The 20271-nt window shown below is 71.3% G+C and carries 23 protein-coding genes; 10 read left to right on the top strand and 13 right to left on the bottom strand.

Features of this window, described 5'->3' with window-relative positions:
- Positions 1-206: 206 nt before the first annotated feature.
- The 6 genes from ACLZN2_RS38005 to ACLZN2_RS37980 form a co-directional block, all read right to left on the bottom strand.
- Entirely contained in the window at positions 207-1274 is a 1068-nt protein-coding gene (locus ACLZN2_RS38005) for a hypothetical protein (RefSeq protein WP_416984148.1), read from the bottom strand.
- Positions 1274-1933, bottom strand: coding sequence for an RNA polymerase sigma factor (locus ACLZN2_RS38000; protein WP_416984147.1), 660 nt, complete (start codon positions 1931-1933; stop codon positions 1274-1276). The genes ACLZN2_RS38005 and ACLZN2_RS38000 overlap by 1 nt, the downstream gene beginning before the upstream one ends.
- Positions 1934-2269: 336 nt before the next feature.
- Positions 2270-3037, bottom strand: a complete 768-nt coding sequence (locus tag ACLZN2_RS37995) for a hypothetical protein (RefSeq protein ID WP_416984146.1) — start codon at positions 3035-3037, stop codon at positions 2270-2272.
- Positions 3038-3289: 252 nt separating this feature from the next.
- Positions 3290-3925: an RNA polymerase sigma factor gene (locus tag ACLZN2_RS37990; protein WP_416984145.1), complete on the bottom strand. Its 636-nt coding sequence runs from the start codon at positions 3923-3925 to the stop codon at positions 3290-3292.
- A 125-nt stretch (positions 3926-4050) separates the two neighbouring features.
- The gene (locus ACLZN2_RS37985; protein WP_416984144.1) at positions 4051-4506 is read right to left on the bottom strand and encodes a hypothetical protein; all 456 of its coding nucleotides are present in this window, start codon (positions 4504-4506) and stop codon (positions 4051-4053) included.
- A gap of 157 nt (positions 4507-4663) precedes the next feature.
- Positions 4664-5056, bottom strand: a complete 393-nt coding sequence (locus ACLZN2_RS37980) for a hypothetical protein (RefSeq protein WP_416984143.1) — start codon at positions 5054-5056, stop codon at positions 4664-4666.
- A 134-nt stretch (positions 5057-5190) separates the two neighbouring features.
- On the opposite strand from ACLZN2_RS37980, the gene ACLZN2_RS37975 reads away from it, so the two are divergent.
- Positions 5191-5676, top strand: a complete 486-nt coding sequence (locus tag ACLZN2_RS37975; protein ID WP_416984142.1) for a DUF1877 family protein — start codon at positions 5191-5193, stop codon at positions 5674-5676.
- Between the two features lie 547 nt (positions 5677-6223).
- Here the strand turns inward: ACLZN2_RS37975 and ACLZN2_RS37970 are convergent.
- Positions 6224-6775: a hypothetical protein gene (locus ACLZN2_RS37970; RefSeq protein WP_416984141.1), complete on the bottom strand. Its 552-nt coding sequence runs from the start codon at positions 6773-6775 to the stop codon at positions 6224-6226.
- Between the two features lie 128 nt (positions 6776-6903).
- Entirely contained in the window at positions 6904-8580 is a 1677-nt protein-coding gene (locus ACLZN2_RS37965; RefSeq protein ID WP_416984140.1) for a beta-N-acetylhexosaminidase, read from the bottom strand.
- A 201-nt stretch (positions 8581-8781) separates the two neighbouring features.
- On the opposite strand from ACLZN2_RS37965, the gene ACLZN2_RS37960 reads away from it, so the two are divergent.
- The 6 genes from ACLZN2_RS37960 (at position 8782) to ACLZN2_RS37935 (ending at position 13748) form a co-directional block, all read left to right on the top strand.
- Entirely contained in the window at positions 8782-9372 is a 591-nt protein-coding gene (locus ACLZN2_RS37960; RefSeq protein ID WP_416984139.1) for a 2-oxo-4-hydroxy-4-carboxy-5-ureidoimidazoline decarboxylase, read from the top strand.
- Positions 9373-9562: 190 nt separating this feature from the next.
- Positions 9563-9943, top strand: a complete 381-nt coding sequence (sdhC, locus tag ACLZN2_RS37955) for a succinate dehydrogenase, cytochrome b556 subunit (RefSeq protein WP_310765524.1) — start codon at positions 9563-9565, stop codon at positions 9941-9943.
- Positions 9944-9948: 5 nt separating this feature from the next.
- Positions 9949-10431, top strand: a complete 483-nt coding sequence (locus tag ACLZN2_RS37950; protein ID WP_416984138.1) for a succinate dehydrogenase hydrophobic membrane anchor subunit — start codon at positions 9949-9951, stop codon at positions 10429-10431.
- 22 nt (positions 10432-10453) lie between these two features.
- A complete protein-coding gene (gene sdhA, locus ACLZN2_RS37945; protein WP_416984137.1) occupies positions 10454-12211 on the top strand; it encodes a succinate dehydrogenase flavoprotein subunit in 1758 nt (585 codons plus the stop codon).
- Positions 12211-12972, top strand: coding sequence for a succinate dehydrogenase iron-sulfur subunit (locus tag ACLZN2_RS37940; RefSeq protein WP_416984136.1), 762 nt, complete (start codon positions 12211-12213; stop codon positions 12970-12972). The genes sdhA and ACLZN2_RS37940 overlap by 1 nt, the downstream gene beginning before the upstream one ends.
- Before the next feature lie 164 nt (positions 12973-13136).
- Positions 13137-13748, top strand: coding sequence for a Uma2 family endonuclease (locus ACLZN2_RS37935; protein WP_416984135.1), 612 nt, complete (start codon positions 13137-13139; stop codon positions 13746-13748).
- Between the two features lie 7 nt (positions 13749-13755).
- On the opposite strand, the gene ACLZN2_RS37930 is transcribed toward ACLZN2_RS37935, so the two are convergent.
- The 4 genes from ACLZN2_RS37930 to ACLZN2_RS37915 form a co-directional block, all read right to left on the bottom strand.
- The gene (locus ACLZN2_RS37930) at positions 13756-14199 is read right to left on the bottom strand and encodes an SMI1/KNR4 family protein (protein ID WP_416984134.1); all 444 of its coding nucleotides are present in this window, start codon (positions 14197-14199) and stop codon (positions 13756-13758) included.
- 100 nt (positions 14200-14299) lie between these two features.
- Positions 14300-14563 carry a TM2 domain-containing protein gene (locus tag ACLZN2_RS37925; RefSeq protein WP_416984133.1) on the bottom strand — a complete coding sequence of 88 codons (264 nt, stop codon included), beginning with the start codon at positions 14561-14563 and terminating at the stop codon, positions 14300-14302.
- 286 nt (positions 14564-14849) lie between these two features.
- Complete coding sequence (locus ACLZN2_RS37920) at positions 14850-15251, bottom strand: DUF2752 domain-containing protein (RefSeq protein ID WP_416984132.1); 402 nt, start codon at positions 15249-15251, stop codon at positions 14850-14852.
- The gene (locus ACLZN2_RS37915) at positions 15244-15705 is read right to left on the bottom strand and encodes an NINE protein (RefSeq protein ID WP_416984131.1); all 462 of its coding nucleotides are present in this window, start codon (positions 15703-15705) and stop codon (positions 15244-15246) included. The genes ACLZN2_RS37920 and ACLZN2_RS37915 overlap by 8 nt, the downstream gene beginning before the upstream one ends.
- 220 nt (positions 15706-15925) lie before the next feature.
- Between ACLZN2_RS37915 and ACLZN2_RS37910 the strand changes: the two genes are divergently transcribed.
- From ACLZN2_RS37910 to ACLZN2_RS37900, 3 genes are read left to right on the top strand one after another with little or no spacing between them, the layout of a single operon-like run.
- On the top strand, positions 15926-16336 hold the full coding sequence (locus ACLZN2_RS37910; RefSeq protein WP_416984130.1) for a hypothetical protein: 411 nt from the start codon (positions 15926-15928) through the stop codon (positions 16334-16336).
- On the top strand, positions 16333-16893 hold the full coding sequence (locus tag ACLZN2_RS37905; protein ID WP_416984129.1) for a thiol-disulfide oxidoreductase DCC family protein: 561 nt from the start codon (positions 16333-16335) through the stop codon (positions 16891-16893). The genes ACLZN2_RS37910 and ACLZN2_RS37905 overlap by 4 nt, the downstream gene beginning before the upstream one ends.
- Before the next feature lie 20 nt (positions 16894-16913).
- On the top strand, positions 16914-17717 hold the full coding sequence (locus ACLZN2_RS37900) for a TetR family transcriptional regulator (RefSeq protein ID WP_416984169.1): 804 nt from the start codon (positions 16914-16916) through the stop codon (positions 17715-17717).
- On the opposite strand, the gene ACLZN2_RS37895 is transcribed toward ACLZN2_RS37900, so the two are convergent.
- Positions 17710-20115, bottom strand: coding sequence for an MMPL family transporter (locus ACLZN2_RS37895; RefSeq protein WP_416984168.1), 2406 nt, complete (start codon positions 20113-20115; stop codon positions 17710-17712). The two genes, ACLZN2_RS37900 and ACLZN2_RS37895, sit on opposite strands and share 8 nt — an antisense overlap.
- Positions 20116-20271: the final 156 nt, after the last annotated feature.

Genomic DNA, 20271 nt, shown 5'->3' with positions numbered 1-20271 from the left:
CCCGCGCCAGGTGCACGAGCCGTAGGTACGGGGGGAACCCCGGCTCCGTGCGAAGGCCGATGACCAGTCGGCTCACTTGTTACTGCGCCGCGGCCCCTGAAAACGTCACACCCGGCGCGAAAAAATTTCCTCGGATTATGAAATCGCAGGTCGGAGGGGGCGCGCGGAGAGTGTTCGTGAGCGTGCCAGGGGGTGGGTGGCTGTGGCTAGCGGCGGCCGGTGCCGCCGCCTTGGGCGCCGCCGTCGCCCCCGCCCGCGCCGTAGCCGCCCTGGGTGCCGCCGTCGTCGTTCGAGCCGGTGCCGCCGGAGTTCTCGTCCTGGTCGTGGCCGGTGCCCGCGTCCTGGCCGGAGGACAGCCCGGCCGAACCGCCGTCGGCTCCGTTCTGGCCCGTACCGCCGTCACCGTCGCCCCAGGAGTACTGGTCGTCCGAGTCGTCCCGGTCGTCGCTCCCGGTGTCCCGGCGGGAGACGCCCTCGAGGACGTTCACGCAGTACGACGTCACATGGGACCAGCCGCCCGCCAGGTCCTCCAGGGTGCGGCGGTGCTGGGTGTCCAGCGTCCGGCCGGCCTTGATGTCCCGGCAGGACGAGGTCACGCCCTTCGGCCAGTCGCCCTGGGCCCCCGGGGTGGCGGAGGAGCCCTCGGTGCCGCCCGCGCCCCCGGTGGTGTCGGGGTCGGTGCCGCCGTCGGGCCCCACCGCGTCCGGGCCGCCGCCGGAGGCGTCCGGTGAGGGCGAGATCAGCGGGCGGTCGGGGCTGGCCGCGCTGGAGACGGAGGCCCCGGGTTCGGGTTCGGCGTCGAAGGGGCTCGGCAGCGCTCCGGTGCCGGCGGCCACCGCGACCCCGCCGAGCATGCCGACGGCCAGCGTGGCGGCCAGGGCGAGCCGCAGGGGGCGGTGCCGACGGCCGTGTGCCTGTTCGCCGTTGCGATCGCGGCCGGTGCGCCCGCCGATACGGACCAGACCGGCGTCAGCGGCGCCGGCGAGGTCTGTGGCGTGCTGGTGTGACGTATGCGACTGCTGTGATGCGTGGAACTCGCGTGACTCTCGGGCCGCCCGGGCTTCGCTGAAGGCCTTCAGGGCGGCCGCCTCGCCGGGGAGCTCCTCGTCGGCCCGGAGTGGTTCGGCGCCCAGCGAGGAGAGCGCGGCCAGCGTTCTGGCGAGGCGTTCGGCCTGCTCACGGGCTTCTGGGGCGACAGCGTTCTCGGACGACTCACCGCGCAGCAGACGTTCCGCCGTCTCGCGGTCGAGCCACCTGTCCTGCTTGTCGGCCATCACATGTCCTTCTGCGTCCGCGCGCTCGCTTGCGTCACACTCGCGGACGTTACCGCGCGCGAACGCGGCCCTCGTTGGGGAGGCAGGGCATCGAGCACCCCGGCGGTCTCCGGATCGTCGCCGAGCAGTTCGGCGAGCTTCTTCAGACCGCGGTGCGCGGCGGTGCGGACGGCGCCGGGACGTTTGCCGAGGGTCTCGGCGGCGGTCTTCGCGTCCAGGCCCATCACGACCCGCAGCACCACGGCCTCGGCCTGGTCCTGCGGCAGCCGGGCGATGAGGTCGAGGGTGCGGCCGGTGGCCAGCGCCTCGATGGCCTCGCCGGCGGTGTCGCTCTCGGCCGCCCGGCCGGTCAGCTCGGTCTCGTCGCCGCCGATCGCGGGGCGCCGGCCGCGCATACGGATGTGGTCGAGCGCACGGTTGCGGGCGATCCGGGCGGCCCAGCCGCGGAAGCGGTCCGCGTCGCCGCTGAACCGCTCCAGGTCCCGGGCGATCTGCAGCCAGGCCTCGGAGGCCACGTCCTCGGCGTCGAGATCACCGACGAGTGTGCGCACGTACCCGAGGAGCCGCGGCTGCACCGCGCGGTACACAGCGCGGAAAGCGGTCTCGTCCCCGTTCTGTGCCGCAAGCACCGCGGCTGTCAGCTCCGCGTCGTCCCCCACGTCGTGGTTCCTCGGTCGGTCGATGGTCGCGGTCGAGACCGCAGGTCGTTGCCGTGGACCGCAGGTCGTTGCGGTGGTCTGCCGCTTGGCCGTCCGGCGCGAAAGGCACGTTACGACCTGAAAGCGTCGGCCGTCCATGTCCGTACAACATGCAACGAACTCGTGATCCCGTCCTGGACGGCCTCGGACGGGCCTCATGGTGTAGCCGGGGTGTGACAGAAAACGCACTCCCGGCGCTGTAGGGAGTACGGGCCGCCGCGCGGTCCGTGCCGCGCGACGGCCGGGGTCTCTCCTGTGGGGGGTGGCGACCCCGGTCGTTGCCTCGGCAGCGAGAGGCTACTGCTTCTTGGCGCTGCCCTTGGGGGAATTCTCGGCCTTCTGCTGACCGTTGCCGGTGTCGCCGCCGGTGTTGCCGCCGGTGGTGCTGCCACCGATGCCGTTTGCGTTGCCGTTGGCCCCGCCGTTGCTCGCGGCGGACGCGGACGCCATCTGTGCCGCGCAGTACGCCTCGACGTTCTCCTCGCCGCCCGCCGCCGTCACGAGCCGTTGCCAGGACGCGGAGTCCAGCGCCTTGCCGCGGTCCTTGACCTGCTCGTAGGCGCGGCAGTGGGCCTCGGTGTCCTGCGCGGTCACCGGGCGGTCCCGGTCCGCCGGGGCGGACGGGGACGGGGTGAGCGAGGGCGTGCCGGAGCGGCCCTCGGACGCGCTCGCGGACCGCTGGGGGCCCTTCGCGTCGGCGGAGTCGTCACCGGCGGAGCCGATCGCGGCGAACGCGACCCCGCCGAGGGCGAGGCTCGCGACGGCGACGGAGAGCGTGGCCCGCAGCGAGCGGGCGGTGGAGCGGCGGGTCCGCGGCCGCCAGTCGTCCCGGCGGCGGGTACGGGCCGTGTGCGCGCCCGCGTCCCGGGCGGCCCGGAAGGCGGCCACGGCCCGTAGCTCGCCCTCGCTGCCCGCGGTCGGTGCGGCGGGGCCGCCGGCGGCGCGCAGGGCCTCGGCGAGCAGCGCCTCCAGCTCCCGGTCGGCCGAGTGCGCCGCCGGGCTCGTCCCGGCAGGGTGCGGACGCCGACGGACCGGCTCTCCGCCGTCGTTCAGCCGTTCACCCATGTCCGTTTCCGCCTCTGTCCCGTGCGTCCGGCCGCCGCCGGTCCGTTCCGTCCGACGCCCGCTGTTCCGTTCCGACCGGCTGCCGCCGGTGCGCTCCGTTCGACGACCGCTGATCGTTTCCGACCGGCTGCCGCCGATGCGTTTCGTTCGACGACCGCTGATCAGTTCCGTACGACCGCCGCCGATCGCTGCGGTCCGTGGCCGTACCCGTGGCCGTGGCCCTGGATCCATGCGGTCCGTGGCCGTGGCCGATCATTTCGACTCCCCCAGCGTGCGGGGTCCGTCATCCGTCACACCTTCGCCGTTCGCCTCCGCGACACCGAGCTGGCGGGCCAGCCGTTTCAGACCGCGGTGCGCGGCCGTGCGGACCGCGCCGGGGCGCTTGCCGAGGACCCGGGCCGCGGCGGGACCGTCCAGCCCGACGACGACCCGCAGGAGCACGGCCTCCGCCTGGTCCTGCGGCAGTCCCCGGACCAGTTCCAGGGCCCTGGCGGTGGAGAGCGACTCCAGTGCCTGGTCGTGCGTGGTGTGCGGGCCGGGCAGGTCCATGACCACCTCCTGCTCCAGCGCCGCCGCCCTCGGCCGCACCCGCATCCGGCGCAGATGGTCCAGGGCCCGGTGCCGGGCGATGGTCGCCGTCCAGCCGCGGAACCCTGCGCCGTCGCCCTTGAACCGCCCCAGGTCCCGGGCGATCTCCAGCCAGGCGTCGGAGGCCACATCCTCGGCGTCGTCGCCGACGAACCCGCGCAGGTAGCCGAGCAGCCCCGGCTGGACGATCCGGTACGCGACGGCGAACGCCGTCTCGTCGCCGTCCTGGGCCCGTGCCACGGCCGCTCCCAGCTCCCCGTCGTACGCCTGTGCGCGCCGGGGTTCCCCTCCCTGGCCCAAGACTGTCCTCGTTCGTACGGAATTCGCTGGGGGTGCGCCCCCACGGTCTTCAGCGCCGGGTCGCACAGAAGTGTCACAGGGTGGGCCCTTCACCGCGGTCACGGGCGGTGGGCCCTTCACCGCGTTCAGGCCGCCACCTTGCGGGACCGGCCGTGCAGGGTGAGGTAGAAGGTCCGCAGGGACTCCTCGGGGCCGCCCGTCTCGAAGCGGTTGACGACCTTGCCGAGCGGGTTCCAGACCCGGCCGTCGGGCATCCGCACCCCGACCGGCTGCCCGAACCAGCCGCGCTGCGGCTCGTCCAGGTCCACCCAGACCGCGCCCGCGCGGCGGACCAGCACCTCACCGACGTACGCGCCCAGTCCTACGAGCGTGTCGTGGGCGCGTTCCCGGTCGGCGCCGCCCTTGCGCAGCCCGTCGGCCAGGAAGTCGATCAGGCGCAGGCTGGCCGGGGAGTAGTCGAGGGGCAGCCGGTGGCGCGCGGTGGCACGCTCGACGAACGCGGTGGCGCACGCCCGCATGTCCGCCGCGCCCGTCCCCCGCGTGTCCGGCCGCCTGTGCTGCTCGTCCGTCCCGCTGCCCATGTGACCCCACCCCTTTCGCTCGGCCCGCTCGATCCGGGGGAACCGGCTCGGCTCCCCGCTGTCCCAGCGGACGGCGGCGCCGGAACATCACGGGTCACCGACGTGTCCTCCGTCACGTCACGTCGTCACATCACGTCCGTCACGTCCGTCACGTCCGTCACGTCCGCATCGCGTCCCGGCACAGCAGCCGCAGCGACCCGTGGCCGCCGAAGCACCGGCGGGCCTCGTCGATGGGGTCCCAGAGGCGGCCGTCGGGGGTGCGGATCCAGTGGTCGCCGCCGGCCGACCACCACTCGGCGCCGGTGTGGCGGACGACGACCTCACCGGCGTACGCCCCGAGGCCGCGCAGCACGTTCTCGACGGCCGGGTACGGGGTGCCCTCGGCGCGCAGGTCCTCGATCAGCCGGTCGACTCGCCACAGGCTCTGCGCCGAGTGGTCGAGGTACAGCCGGGCGCCCTCGCGCAGCGTGGACACCACGTCGGCCGCCCACCGCGCCGGCTTCACGGCGGCCTGGGGCCGGGCGGGGCTCTCGGAAGTCGTCCTGGTCAAGCTGGTCATGCTGGTCATGTAGGGAAGAGCGTGGCTCGGCCATGATCCGTCACGCCCTTTCGGGCGCCTCCCCGGAACCGGCCCGGAACCCGCACAGGAGTGATGGTTCCGCGTCCCCGTGCGCTCCTGGAGTGATGAGCGCGTACCTCGACTTCCGCGCCGTACCCCCTGCGGCGCTGCGCAACAGCGCGATGTGGCTGAGAAGGCTGTTCAACGACGATGACGACCCCCGCACGGCCGTCCCGGTCCGGGACCGGGTGGACCGGGTGGACCGCGACCAGCGGTTCCTCTACGGCGGCACCCCGCCGGAGCACGCGGACGCGGGGCCCGGGGCCTACGCGGTCCTCGGCGGCGGCCGGGTCTACTCGGCCGCCAGCCACGAACCGCCGTTCCTGCTGCTCACCGCGGCCCAGACGGCCCGGGTCGCGGCGTTCCTCGCGGCCGCCGACTTCGACGACCTGTGGCGCCCGGCGCGGGCGGAACTCCTGCCCCGCCACGGGGGCCCCGAGAAGGAGCCCCGCACCCGCGCGGCCTTCGCCGCGGCCCACCGCGACCTGACGGCGTTCTACACCACGACGGCACTCCACCGGGACGCGGTGGTGAAGTGGCTGGTCCCGTGAGGAGACGCACGCACTGAGCCGACGAAGCCCACCCGTCCACCCCACCGTGAAATGGCGGGACCGGCCCCACCCACGCCCCGTGTCTGGAACTACCGGATACGGGGCTGGTCGCGCCAGACGCCCGGGCCGGGCCCAGCTCACCCCAGCACCGCGACGCAACGAGGGCAGACCCGCCCCGCGCGGCAAGGCAACGGCGTCAGGCCGCCCCGCTGGTGCACCAGCCCGGCGACAGGGACGGCCACAGAGCCAGGCCACCCGCCGGTCCACCACCCCGACGACGGGGACGGAACGCCACACCCGGCCCCACCCACACCGGCACCGCCAGACGCCCGGGCCGGGCCCCTCACGACCACGCGGCGAAGCAACGGCGTCAGGCCGCTCCCCTTGTGCACCCGCCCCGGCACCGCGACGCAGCGAGGGCAACCCGCCCGCGCCCGCACGACGAGGTGACGGCACCGGGCCGCCCACCCGTCCGCCACCCCTGCAAGGGGGACGGCGTCGGCGTCAGGCCGCCCCGGTGGCCGGGGCGTGCTCGGCGTCGTGGGCGTCAAGCCCGGCCGCGGGCTCGGCGTGAGACCACCGCCCGCAGTACTCGGCGGCCCTCGGTGGAGACGTCCAGGGCTTGGCGCAGGCCGCTCGGGCCGTGGTGGGCGAGGAGTTCCAGGACGGTGATCTGGCGGCGCAGCTCGGCGGCGACGAGGAACGGCATGCCCTCTGTGCGGCCTTCGCGACGGGAGTCGACCGAGTCGGCGTCCTGGGCCGGGTCGAGGAGGCGGTGTATCTGGAGCGAGGCGACGGAGCAGGCGTCGGCCCACACCCGTATCCCGGCGTCGGCCCGGTCGGCGGGGGCCGCGTCGAGCATCCGGCGGGCGAGCAGCGCGGCCTCGCCGCCGTCCTCGCCGGACTCCAGCTTGCCGCGCACCTGTTCGAGCCCGGTGCCCCAGTCGTCGTCCGACCCCGTCTCGGCGAGGCTCGCCCACAACGGTCGCAGGATCCCGTCGTCACCGCCGAGAAGCGGCACACAACGGTCCAAACAAGCCAGCCCACTGGCGGCCAGTCCGCGTTCGTCGGCCTGAGCGATCAGTTCCACCAGGCTCATCCACGTCTCCCTCGCCAGGGCGCCGCCCTCACGGAGCCCGCACTTTCCCTTACTGCGTGCGACGGAGGAAGACTGTCACAGAGTGGATTTTCAGCCAAGGGGTGGCCTGCAGGCCGAAACGGACCGTCTCAGCCCAGCCGGCCGGCAAGCGTCCTGAACTGCGCCCAGGTGAGGGCGGGCGTGCGCGCGTCCCACAGCTTCTGCGCGGTGGCCCGCAGCGGCATCCGGATCCCGGCGCCGACCTGGTCCTGCGTCTGGGAGTTCGCGAGGTCGCACCAGACGGAGAAGGCCCCGCCGACGATCTGGGCGTCGTACTTCGAGGACACGGCGGTCGTCCCGCGCAGCACACGCGGCGTCCACTGCTCGTAGATCCGCTGCCCCGTCGGATAGACGAAGGTCTGCGGCTCGCCGAGGACGTAGTACAGGAACTCGTCGTTGTAGTTGAGCACCTTGCGCCCCGCGCCCAGATACTCGGCCGGCACCCGCGCCCCGATCTCCTTGCCGGTCCAGTACGCGACGACGAGGTCGGAGGCGGGCTTCACGGTCGCGTCACGGAAGAAGCCGTCGTTCCAGACCCACATGGTCCGGTCGTGGGCCCGGACCGTCTCGGCGCGGTCGTTGAGCCACCCGGTGGCGAGGTCGGCGACGGTCGCCCCGGCGCCGTAGCGCTGCCGCGCGGCGGCGGCGAGCTGCGGGAAGGAGGCGGCCGGGTCCGGCACGGTCAGCGCCTGGTACTCGTCGCCGCCGAGGTGCCACTGCCCGCCCGGGAACAGGCCCGCGTACTCGTTCAGCAGGTCGTCGAGCAGCTTCCCGGAGGCGTCCTTGGAGATGTCGATCGCCCCGCGCCGGGCGACCCCGTTGACATTGCGCAGCTGCAGCTCGGGGTGGGCGGCGAGGACGGCCCCCAGATGCCCGGGCGAGTCGATCTCGGGCACGACGGTGATGTGCCGGGACGCGGCGAGGTCGACGATCCGCTTCACCTGCGCCTTGGTCAGATGCTGCGCGGCGACGATCTCGGGATGGGTGTCGGACTCGATCCGGAAGGCCTGGTCGTCGGAGAAGTGCAGCTCGAACTGGTTGAACTTCAGGTCCCCCAGCTCACGGATGCGGTCCTCGATCCAGCCCGGCGTGAAGTACTTGCGGGCGATGTCCAGCTGGAAGGTGCGCTGCGGCTTGGCGGGCGCGTCCTTCACGACGCCCTCCGGAGCCGTGCCGCCCTTTCGGACCTCCTGCTTGAGCGTGCGGGTCCCGTGGAACACCCCGGCGTCGGAGGGCCCACTGACGGTGACCCGCCCGTCGCGCACGGTCATGGTGTACGACTCCGCGCCGCCGCTCCCGCCGAGCGTCAGCCGCAGATCCCCGGCCTGCGTGTCGCTCTTCTGCCCCGCGTACGACATCCCCAGCTCACCGGCGATCAACCGACCCTCGTCGGCGAGGCGCGGGTCGTTCACGACCACGCGGTGCCCGGAGGCCGACCGCCACCCGGGCCCGCGCGCCGCGGTGTGACTCCGCACGGCGGGGATGGTCCGCGGGGCGGTGGACAGCGGATAGGTGCGGGTCGGGCTGGGGCTGGTGCTGGCGGACGGCGCCGCGGCGCCGACGGACCGCTCACCGCTGGAGACGCCCGCGCCCGGGGAGGACCGCGCCGCCGATCCGGCGGGCGCGCCGTCGTCCCCGTCCGAGGCCCACAGCCCCAGCCCGGCCCCGAGAGCGACGACCAGCCCGCCGGCTATCAGGGCCCGCAGGGCGACCTGCTCCCGTACCTTCTTGCGTGGCGCCGGACGCCGATGCCTGTGCCTGCTCACCCGGCCCACCGTACGTCGCCCGGGTGACGCGGTCGCGCCGGAGAAGTCACCGAACGCGCCACCGAACGGTCACAGGACGAGTCCACCAACGGTTCCGAAACTCTCTCGTTCGAGTGAAATTCGGGCAAGCGTCGGACACTGGATGACCACTCCCGATAGCGTTGCGGCACACCTTTCATCACATCCCCTGCCACATCACACGTGACGCGAGGATCCACGCTGCCTGCGCACCGTCTTCCCCACCTCACCGGCCGCCTTCCCATACCGGCGCAGACCCGGACACCCCCGGCCACCCTGGTGGAGACCTTCAACACCGCCCCCGCCGAAGAGGCCCTCGACGACCTCCTCGCCTGCCTGCACAGCCTCTGCTGGGCCCGCAGGGTCGCGGACCACCGCCCCTACCCCACGGTCGACGCCCTCCTCGCCGCATCCGACGAGGCGGCCTACGACCTCACGGCGGCCGACCTCACCGAAGCACTCGCCGCCGAGTCCCTCCCCACCCTCCCCGAGGGCACCTACGAGGCCGCCCACACAGCCCTCGCCGCAGCCCACGCCGCCTACGAGGCCCGCTTCGGCCACGTCTTCGTCCTCTGCCTGGACGGCGTCTCCCCGAACGACACCCTGGACTTCGTCCTGGAAAGCATCCGGTCACGATTGACAAACGATCCGGAGGACGAACGGGTAGTGGCAGCAGAGGAGCTACGGCGTCTCGCAAGGGGTCGACTGCTGTCCCGCCTCAGGGGCGCGGGGAACTGCGCGACCAACCACAACGAAGCCGCACCCGGCACATAACAACACAACCCCCCACAGACACCGCACGGCTCACCCATACGCGTGCCAGTTTGATCACACCGGTAGGCCCGCTGTAAGCCCAGCGCCGCGGCCTGGCTACGATGCTGGGGGCCGGTGGACCGTACCCGGCCGGGCCCGTCCGACAGCACAAGCCGGCAGGCCCCAATCCCCGCTCCCGGAGGGTTCTTCCGTGCCGGCTGGAACGCTGTACCGCGGCCGGGAAGGAATGTGGTCCTGGGTGGCTCACCGAGTCACCGGCGTCCTCATCTTCTTCTTCCTGTTCGTACACGTGCTGGACACCGCTCTCGTGCGTGTCTCCCCCGAGGACTACGACAAGGTCGTAGCCACGTACAAGACCCCGATCGTCGCCGTCCTCGAGTACGGTCTGGTCGCCGCCATCCTCTTCCACGCGCTCAACGGCCTGCGTGTCATCGCCGTCGACTTCTGGTCGAAGGGCCCGCGCTACCAGAAGCAGATGCTGTGGACCGTCGTAGGCGTCTGGGTCGTGCTGATGCTCGGGGCGATCTACCCCGTCCTCGGCCACGCCGCTCGTGAACTGTTCGGGAGCTGAGACCGATGGCCACCACTGAAACCACCGCGTCCGGGATCGGTCCCGTCGAGGGCGGCTCGCTCTACGACGTCGACAACCCGGCGCCCCTCATCGAGGCCCCGCGCAAGCGCACCAAGAAGACCCCGCGCTCGACCCGCGGCAACTTCGAGATGGCCGCGTGGCTGTTCATGCGGCTGTCCGGCATCGTGCTGGTCGTCCTGGTCGTCGGCCACCTGCTGATCCAGCTCGTGCTGGACGGGGGCGTGTCGAAGATCGGCTTCGCGTTCGTGGCCGGCCGCTGGGCGTCCCCGTTCTGGCAGGTCTGGGACCTGCTCATGCTGTGGCTCGCGATGCTGCACGGCGCGAACGGCCTGCGCACGGTCATCAACGACTACGCGGAGCGCGCGAACACCCGGCTGTGGCTGAAGGGCCTGCTCTACACCGCCACGGTGTTCACCATCCTGCTGGGCACGCTGGTGATCTTCACCTTCGACCCGAACATCCGCTAGGCACGGGGCTGAGGCAACCACCATGAAGATCCACAAGTACGACACGGTCATCGTCGGCGCCGGTGGCGCGGGCATGCGCGCGGCCATCGAGTCCACGAAGCGCAGCCGCACCGCGGTGCTCACCAAGCTCTACCCCACCCGCTCCCACACGGGCGCCGCGCAGGGCGGCATGGCCGCCGCGCTGGCCAACGTGGAGGAGGACAACTGGGAGTGGCACACCTTCGACACGGTCAAGGGCGGTGACTACCTGGTCGACCAGGACGCCGCCGAGATCCTGGCGAAGGAGGCCATCGACTCCGTCCTCGACCTGGAGAAGATGGGCCTGCCGTTCAACCGCACCCCGGACGGCACGATCGACCAGCGCCGCTTCGGCGGTCACAGCCGCAACCACGGCGAGGCCCCGGTCCGCCGGTCCTGCTACGCGGCCGACCGCACCGGCCACATGATCCTCCAGACGCTGTACCAGAACTGCGTGAAGGAGGGCGTGGAGTTCTTCAACGAGTTCTACGTCCTCGACCAGCTCATCACCGAAGAGGACGGCGTCAGGAAGTCCGCCGGTGTGGTCGCCTACGAGCTGGCCACCGGCGAGATCCACGTCTTCCAGGCGAAGGCCGTCATCTACGCCTCCGGCGGCTGCGGCAAGTTCTTCAAGGTGACGTCGAACGCGCACACGCTGACCGGTGACGGCCAGGCGGCGGTCTACCGCCGTGGCCTGCCGCTGGAGGACATGGAGTTCTTCCAGTTCCACCCGACCGGCATCTGGCGCATGGGCATCCTGCTGACGGAGGGCGCCCGCGGTGAGGGCGGCATCCTCCGCAACAAGGACGGCGAGCGCTTCATGGAGAAGTACGCGCCGGTCATGAAGGACCTCGCGTCCCGTGACGTCGTCTCGCGCTCCATCTACACGGAGATCCGCGAAGGCCGTGGCTGCGGCCCCGAGGGCGACCACGTCTACCTGGACCTGACGCACCTCCCGCCGGAGCAGCTCGACGCCAAGCTCCCGGACATCACCGAGTTCGCGCGGACGTACCTCGGTATCGAGCCGTACACGGACCCGATCCCGATCCAGCCCACCGCGCACTACGCCATGGGCGGCATCCCGACCAACGTCGAGGGTGAGGTCCTGGCGGACAACACCACGGTCGTCCCGGGCCTGTACGCGGCCGGCGAGGTCGCGTGTGTGTCGGTCCACGGCGCCAACCGCCTCGGCACGAACTCGCTGCTGGACATCAACGTCTTCGGCCGCCGGGCCGGTATCGCCGCGGCGGAGTACAGCCGGCGGACCGCGACGTTCGTCGAGCTGCCGGAGAACCCGGCGCAGCTGGTCGTCGACCAGATCGAGCGGCTGCGCACGTCGACGGGCACCGAGCGGGTCGCGACCCTCCGTCGCGAGCTCCAGGAGACCATGGACGCCAACGTCATGGTGTTCCGCACCGAGCAGACGATCAAGACCGCGGTCGAGAAGATCGCGGAGCTGCGCGAGCGCTACAAGAACGTCTCGATCCAGGACAAGGGCAAGCGTTTCAACACGGACCTCCTCGAGGCCATCGAGCTGGGCAACCTGCTCGACCTGGCCGAGGTCATGGCGGTGTCGGCCCTCGCCCGCAAGGAGTCCCGCGGCGGTCACTACCGCGAGGACTACCCCAACCGCGACGACGTCAACTTCATGCGTCACACGATGGCGTACCGCGAGGTCGGCGCCGACGGCACCGACTCCGTCCGTCTCGACTACAAGCCGGTCGTCCAGACCCGCTACCAGCCGATGGAGCGTAAGTACTGATGGCAACCCCTGTTCTGGACAAGGTCGAGGCGGACGCCGCGGCGTCCCCGTACATCACGGTCACCTTCCGGGTCCGCCGGTTCAACCCGGAGGTCTCGGCCGAGGCGGTCTGGGAAGACTTCCAGCTGGAGATCGACCCGAAGGAGCGCGTCCTCGACGGCCTCCACAAGATCAAGTGGGACCTGGACGGCACGCTGACCTTCCGCCGTTCCTGCGCCCACGGCATCTGCGGCTCGGACGCGATGCGGATCAACGGCAAGAACCGCCTCGCGTGCAAGACGCTGATCAAGGACATCAACCCCGAGAAGCCGATCACGGTCGAGCCCATAAAGGGCCTGACGGTCCTGAAGGACCTGGTCGTCGACATGGAGCCGTTCTTCCAGGCGTACCGGGACGTGATGCCCTTCCTGATCACGAAGGACACCAACGAGCCCACCCGCGAGCGGCTCCAGACAGCGGAGGACCGCGAGCGCTTCGACGACACCACGAAGTGCATCCTGTGCGCCGCGTGCACCTCGTCGTGCCCGGTCTTCTGGAACGACGGCCAGTACTTCGGTCCGGCGGCCATCGTCAACGCGCACCGCTTCATCTTCGACTCGCGTGACGAGGCGGGCGAGCAGCGCCTGGAGATCCTGAACGACCGCGACGGCGTCTGGCGCTGCCGCACCACGTTCAACTGCACGGACGCCTGCCCGCGCGGCATCGAGGTCACCAAGGCGATCGCCGAGGTCAAGAAGGCCCTGATCACGCGCCGCTACTGAGCTGCGTTTCCGTACGTCCACGAGGGCCCCGTCTCCCGGTTTCGTCACCGGGGGCGGGGCCCTCGGGCGTTCAAACACCACGATCGGGTGAACCCGTTCAAACGGGACTCCCGCAGCCACCCGGCCTACGATGATGTTCTCGGCACCACCCACAGGAGGCACCGATGTCCGCAGCAGCCGTCGAGCAGCAGCCGCACGACGACATCTCGCTGACGGCCCTGGCCGAAGAGATCATGGAACGCCATCCGGGGTATCGCGTCGAGATCATCGGAGGCCAGATCCTCGTGACCCCACCGCCGGACGGTCCCCACGGGGAAGCCCTGACCGACCTCACACTCCCGTTCATCGCCGCCGGCCTGCACAGCAGTGAGTCAAAGCTGATCCAAGGCCTCGGTGTATGGCTCCCGGAAGGAGCCGAGGACTACGCCATCCCCGACTTCTCCGTCGTGGACGCCGACTACCGCGAGCACCTGATCGAGAGCACCTACTACGATCCCGCGGTCTTCCGCCTGGTCGTAGAGGTCACCTCCAGCAACTGGAGGACCGACCTGCACACCAAGGTCGCCGCCTACGCCAACGCCAAGGTCCCGGTCTACGTGATCGTCGACCGCAAACACCAGCGCCTCCACGTCCTCACCGACCCCATCGCCGACGAGTACGACAACCACCGGATCTACAGCTCCGGCCAGACAGTCGTCCTGCCCGACTCCATCGGCGCCGAGGTCACCCTCGACGTGGCCGAGATCCTCAAGGCGGGTCAGCCGACGAGCGACTGACCCCCCGTCACCAGGACCCGTGCCACTCCGGATCGTCGCTGCCCAGTCGGCGCCGGAGGTAGTCCTCCAGGTTCTTCGCCACCCAGCGGCGGCTGTCGCTCTCGTGTTCCCAGACGAAGATGTCCGGCCGCTCGGGCTTCACGACGAAGCCGAAGAGGTCGCCCCCTCCGCTCTCCCCGAAGAGCAGCAGCGGATCGAACGGCATGTAGAGGCCCCGGAAGTCGGCCGAACTCCTGAACTCCAGGTTCCGGTCCACGACTTCACCGACGGAACACACGATCCCGGCCCCGTACTTGTCCCGCACGCCGTCCGCCACCCGCCAGAAGTCCTTCAGCTCGGCGGGCAGAGGATGCCCCAACACCACTTCCGCGACGCGCATCTGCTCCTCGCATCCGGGACCGTCGGCGATGTTCACGTCCGACGACAGCGAGGAGATGAGCTCGATCCACATACGGTGATCCTTCGTAGGTCCTCAGGCCCTCGGACGCCGCGAGGGCCCCGCTCCTCGAAGGGCTCGAAGGAGGGGGGCCCTCGTCGGTGGCGCCTTGGGCTCAGCCGCGCAGGACGCGGCCCTGGCTGTCGGTGCGGTCGTTGCTCGTGAGGAACAGGATGCCGTCGATCAGGGCCCAGATGCCGAGGCCACCGCAGGTCAGGAGCTGGGCGACACCGACGCCGACGGAGCCGACGTAGAAGCGTCCGATGCCGAGGGTGCCCAGGAAGAGCTGGAGAACACCGGCGACGATCTTCGACTTGTCGGAGTACGGGCGGCCGAGCGGGTCGACGCCGTAGGGGGCCTCGGGAGTGGGGACGGTCATGAGAACTGCTCCTGGGATGACTTCGAGTGACCGGAGCCGGCTTGCTCCGGACGGGGACTCCAGGAGGGATGGACGAGTTGCTCATGCGCGTCGACCGCCGTCGACGACCACGCCCGTGCATGGCATCGACCACGCGCGGACGTCCCCCCTGTGTCATGTGACAGTAAAGAGACCAGCGGGGCGAAAGGGAGTAGTGAGGACCGATCGTTCCTATTCCGTGATCAAAACCAGTCAACTTGGAAATGCTTCCGGATGCCCGACGGACGGAGAGCGAACGCCTCTATTACTAAAACAGGTTGCGAACGACCATCCAGGCCACCGCGACCCCGAGCACGACGGCCACCTCCCGACCGGCGAGGCTCGGCCGCCAACTGCGGCCGTGCAGGCCCTCCCAGGCCCAGCGGGCCAGGAGCGCGAGGGCGAAGGGCGAGGCGAGCAGCAGGACGCGGTTGTCCAGCCAGGCCTGGGCGAAGTGGCCGTGCATCAGGTCGTACACCATGCGGGTGCCGCCGCAGGCGGGGCAGAGCAGACCGGTGACGAGGCGGAACGGGCACTGCGGGAGCACATGGCCGGTCTGGTGCGGGTTGGTGCCGTAGAGGTAGGCGGAGCCCGCCGCGCCGGCGACGAGCACCGCGAGGGGTGCCGCCGCCGGGTGTCGCAGCGCGGACGGGCGCTCCGCTTCAGCCACGCAGGACCCGCCCGTTGCCGTCCGTCGTGTTGTTGCCCGTCAGGAGCATGATCCCGTCGATCAGCGCCCAGATGCCGAGGCCACCGCAGGTGAACAGCTGGGCGAGACCTATGCCGACGTGGCCTATGTAGAACCGGCCGACGCCCAGGGTGCCCAGGGTCAGCTGGAGGATGCCCGCGACGATCTTGGACTTGTCGGAGTAGGGACGCCCGTAGGGGTCGTAGCCGTAGGGGGCGTTGGGGTCGCCGGTGAAGGTGCCCGGCGGGACGTAACCGGGGGCGGGGTAACCGGCCTGCGGCGGGTAGCCCGGCTGGGGCTGGCCCTGCTGCGGGTAGCCGTAGGGGCCGGGCTGGCCGCCGGGCTGCGGGGCGCCGTACGGGCCGGGGGCACCGGCGTTGGGGTAGCCGTACCCGGGCTGGGGCGGCTGCTGGGGCTGCTGCGGCTGTTCGGTCAAGGCGAGTTCTCCCCGTAGTCGGATGAGCGGACGATCGGATGAGCGGAAAAGCTGCGTGCAATGTGGGTGCACGTCATCTTGCAGCAGAAAACCGGCCCGGGAGAAGCCGGGTCGGAAGGAGCCGTGACGCAGGTCGCACGCACCAACATCTTGAACGCGTTCAAAACTGAGCTACAGTCATCCCCGTCAGCGTTTTGAACGCGTTCAACAAGGGGGACGCATGGACCTCACCGTCATCGCCTACGTCATCTACCTGGTCGTCAGCATCGCTCTGACCATCTGGGTCGCCCGCACCCTCAGCCGCAACGGCCGGGTCTTCCTCGCCGATGTGCTCAGGGGCGACGAGAAGCTCGCCGACGCCGTCAACCACCTCCTGGTGGTCGGCTTCTACCTCGTCAACCTCGGTTTCGTCGCGCTCTTCCTGAGCGACCCGTACCGGATCGTCGAGGACACCCGCGAGATCTTCGAGGTCCTGTCGACCAAGCTCGGCGTCGTGCTGCTGGTGCTCGGCGCGATGCACCTGGGCAACGTGTTCGTGCTCAACCGGATCCGGCGGCGCGGACTGCAGGCCCGGGAGCAGGTGCCGCCGGTCGAGCCGCAGGCCTGGACCACCCCGTCGGCCGGGGCGTGACCGCCGTGCCGACCACGTCAGCGCAAGGTGACCGGGGCGCCGCTCGCGTCCCGGTCCGCCGGCTCACCGTCCTCTACGACGCCGACTGCGCCCTGTGCGCCTTCGTACGGAACTGGCTGGTCCGGCAGCCGCAGCTCGTCCCGCTGGAGCCGGTCGCTGCCGGATCCGCCGAAGCGGCCGCCCGCTTCCCGGGGCTCGACCACCGCGCCACCCTGGAGGAGATCACCGTCGTCGGCGACGGCGGGCAGGTCTACCGGGGCGCCGCCGCCTGGATCGTCACCCTGTGGGCGCTACGGGAGCACCGGCCGCTCGCCCACCGGCTGAGCACCCCCGCGGGCGCGAAACTCGCCAAGGGCGCGGTCCTGGCCGCCGCCAAGTGGCGCGGGGCGCGGCGCGAGGAGGCGGGCCGGGGCGTGGCTCGGCGCAAGGAGACGGGCTGGGGCGGGCGCGTGTACTACGCGGCCGACGGCTGGTCCTTCGACCCGCAGCACGGCTGGACCTACACACCGCCGCCCACCCCGCCCTCCTGTGCCGACGGCTCCTGCTCCACTGACTAGGCTCTCTGTCCGTGTCCGCCATGAACGAGTCCGCCGACGGGGGCCGCACCGAGCCCGCTCCCCCGGCCGAGCCCCGCGAGCCGTCCCCGACGACCGGCTCGAAGTCCGAGCAGACCCGCGCGCTGATCCTGGAGACGGCGATGCGGCTGTTCCAGGAGCGCGGCTACGACAAGACCACGATGCGGGCCATCGCCCAGGAGGCCGGGGTCTCGGTAGGCAACGCCTACTACTACTTCGCCGGCAAGGAGTGGCTGATCCAGGGCTTCTACGACCGTCTCGCGGCCGAGCACCGCGAGGCGGTCCGCGAGCTCCTGGCCCGGGAGACCAGCCTGGAGGCCCGGATGGCGGGCGTGCTGCGGGTCTGGCTGGACGTGGCGACGCCGTACCACGAGTTCGCGGTGCAGTTCTTCAAGAACGCCGCCGACCCCGACAGCCCGCTCAGCCCCTTCTCGGCGGAGTCGGAGCACGCGCGCGTGGAGGCGATCGCCGTCCACAAGGAGGTCCTCGCGGGCTCGAAGGCGAAGGTGCCCGAGGAACTGCGCGAGGTGCTGCCCGAGCTGATGTGGCTCGCGCAGATGGGCCTCGTCATGTACTGGATCTACGACCGCACGGAGGGCCGCGAGCGCAGCTACCGGCTCGCGGAACGGGGCGCGCGCCTCACCGCGCGGGGTGTGGCGCTCGCCCGGTTCCGCATCCTGCGGCCTCTCGTCCTGGAGATCCACGAACTCTTCACGGACTTCCTGCCCGGCATGACCAACGCCCTGCCGGACCCGCAGAAGAAGAAGCGCGGTCAGCGGTCGGCCGCCGGCCCGTCGGTCAGTTGACCTCCGACATCTGCGCCAGTTCCACGTCGTACACCAGCGGCTCGCCCCCGACGGTCACCTGACGGGCCTGGGTGGTGTACGACGCCGCCGTCGTCGACAGCAGATACGTGCCCGGCGACGGGACGGAGACGATGTAGGAGCCGTCGGCCAGCGAGGTCACCTGGTCCAGCGGGCGGCCGCCCTTGGACAGCAGGGCGACCGAGGCGTTCTCCACCGGGTCGCCGGAGACGTCGCGCACGAAGCCGTGGACGGCCGTCGCGGGGCCGTCCCCCGGGGCGGCGGAGAGCGTGACGTCCTCCTCCTTGGGCTCGACCGCGAGATGCGGCAGCCGCTTCTCCAGCCAGGCCGGCAGCCACCAGTTGGAGGCGCCGAGCAGATGCATCGCGGCCGGCACGAGTGCCGTACGCAGGATGAACGCGTCCAGGGCGACCGCCGCCGCGAGGCCCACACCGGCCATCGCCCCGCCCGAGTCGCCGCTGAGGACGAACGCGAGGAACACGCAGACCATGATCAGGGCGGCGGAGTTGATGACCCGGCTGGTCTCGGCGAGGCCCACGCGCACCGCGCGCGCGTTGTCGCGCGTGTGCACCCACTCCTCGTGCATCCGGCTGACCAGGAACACCTGGTAGTCCATCGACAGGCCGAACAGCAGGGACAGCATGATGACCGGCAGGAAGGCGTTGATCGGGCCCTCCTTGCCGAGGCCGAGCAGCTCCAGGCCCCAGCCCCACTGGAAGACGGCGACGAGGACGCCGAAGGAGGCGGCGGCCGCGATCAGGTTCATCACGGCGGCGGTCAGCGGCACCACCAGGGAGCGGAAGGCGATCAGCAGGAGCAGGAAGCCCAGGCCGATGATCGTCACGACGAACAGCGGCAGCCGGTCGCCGGTGACCGTCGCGAAGTCCTTGGAGACCGCCGTGACCCCGCCGACGTGCGCCTGCGCTCCCGCCTCCGGGATGACGTCGTCGCGCAGCCGGTCGATGAGGGCGTCCGTCTCCTCCGACTGGGGCGAGGTCGTGGGGACGACCTGGATGACGGTGACGCCCTGCGCGGGCGGCAGCGCCGCCGCCTGGGCCACGCCCGGCGCGGCCTCGATGCCCTTGACGAGCGCCGTGGTGTCGGTGCCGTCCACGACCACCTGGAGCGGGCCGTTGAAGCCCGGCCCGAAGCCCTCGGCGAGCAGGTCGTAGGCCTTGCGGGTGGTGGTGGAGGCGTCGTCGTTGCCCTGGTCGGTGGCGCCCAGGCGCAGTGACAGCACGGGCAGCGCGAGGACGGCCATGACGACCAGCGCGAGCGCGGCGACCGTACGGGGGCGGCGCTGCACGCCCGCCGACCAGCGGGCCGCCGGGCCGCTCGTCCGCTCCTCCTCCGGGCCCTCGGCGGCCAGGCGCCGGCGCTGCCTGCGGCTGAGCACCCGCGGGCCGAGGAAGCCGAGCAGGGCGGGCAGCAGGGTGGTGGCGGCGAGGACGCTGAGGACGACCGTCAGCGAGGTGCCGACGACGACGCCGTCCAGGAAGCGCAGGTTCGTCACCAGCATGCCGGCCAGGGCGATGCAGACCGTGCCGCCCGCGAACAGCACCGCGCGGCCCGAGGTGTTGAGGGCGACGACCGCCGACTCCTCCGGCGCCAGGCCGCGCAGGATGCCCTTGCGGTGGCGGGTGACGATGAACAGGGCGTAGTCGATGCCGACGCCCAGGCCGATCAGGGAGGACAGCAGCGGGGACAGGTCGGGGATGTCGGTGACATGGCTGAGCAGCTGGGTCGAGAACAGTCCGGTGCCGACGCCGAAGACCGCCACGGCGAGCGGCAGCAGCATCGCGAAGAGGGAGCCGAAGGCGAGGAACAGGACGATCGCGGCGGCGACCAGGCCGACCATCTCGGCGAGGCCGGTGGGCGGTTCCTGCACGCGCTGGATGGCCTGGCCGCCCAGTTCGACCTCCAGGCCGTCGCGTTCGGCGTCCCGCGCGGTGTCGACGACGTCCTGGACGAGCTCCTTGGGCACCGCGTTCGCCTGGTCGGCGAAGGTGATCTGGGCGTACGCGATCCGCCCGTCGCGGCTGATCTGCCCCGCGCCCTGCTCGCCGGCGTAGGGGCTGGTGACCTCTCCGACGCCCTTCATGTCCGCGATCTTCTCCAGCGCGGGCCGGATCCGGGACCGTACGTCCTGGTCGCGGACCGTGCCCTCGTCCACCTTCCAGACGACGGTGTCGGTGTCGCCCGCGCGCGCGGGGAACGCCTTCTCCATCAGGTCGTACGCCTTCTTGGAGTCCGTGTCGGGGAGGGAGAACACGTTCGCGTAGTCCGTGCCCGCCGTCGAGGCCGAGAATCCCAGCCCGAACAGCGCCCCCACCCACAGCAACAGGACCACCAGCCGATGCCGGTAGCACCAGCGTGCCAATGCCGCCACGATGCGCAACTCCTCACTCACAGTCGACGGGTCCCCCAGGTCCTGGGCAACAGCATCGGCGTCGGCACACGCGCGTGGACATCGACCCGCCATGACTCTCAAGTAACTCCAAAGCGGGAACCGGCCCGGTTGTCAGTGGGCCCGCCG

It is taken from the genome of Streptomyces sp. T028 (assembly GCF_048159505.1).
Lineage (GTDB): Bacteria > Actinomycetota > Actinomycetes > Streptomycetales > Streptomycetaceae > Streptomyces.
Note: the sequence above shows the minus strand (reverse complement) of the source record. Positions and strands in the feature narration are given on the sequence as shown.